1 protein-coding gene is annotated in these 280 nt (G+C 67.5%); it reads left to right on the top strand.

From position 1 onward, the window contains the following. Positions 1-99: 99 nt before the first annotated feature. On the top strand, positions 100-280 hold a 181-nt coding region (locus tag PZC42_RS24435; protein ID WP_277214029.1), incomplete at its 3' end, for an MCP1 family protein.

Below are 280 nucleotides of genomic sequence, written 5' to 3'. Positions count from 1 at the left end.
ATCACCCTCCGCAGTATCCGTGCCAGACGGAGCGCACGGCTCTACGGCGCGGAGACCCGAGCACAGCGATACCTGCTCAAGTCCTGGCCCAAGCCAAGCGTGCAGGCCAGGCTCGGGTCTGCCCTCATCCCGCTGCTGGGGGCGCATGTGCTCGTCAACCGGGTGGTGCCGCTGGCCGTGGAGGGCGGGAGCTCCGGCGTCGGGTTGGGCTATGTCGCGCACGGGTTCGCACGCAGCCCCGTGTTCTGGAATGTATACTATCTGGTGTTTGTCGCGGCCG

The organism is Isoptericola croceus, from assembly GCF_029382255.1.
In the GTDB taxonomy this organism is placed as follows: Bacteria; Actinomycetota; Actinomycetes; order Actinomycetales; family Cellulomonadaceae; genus Isoptericola; species Isoptericola croceus.
This window is presented reverse-complemented; position numbering and strand designations above follow the sequence as displayed.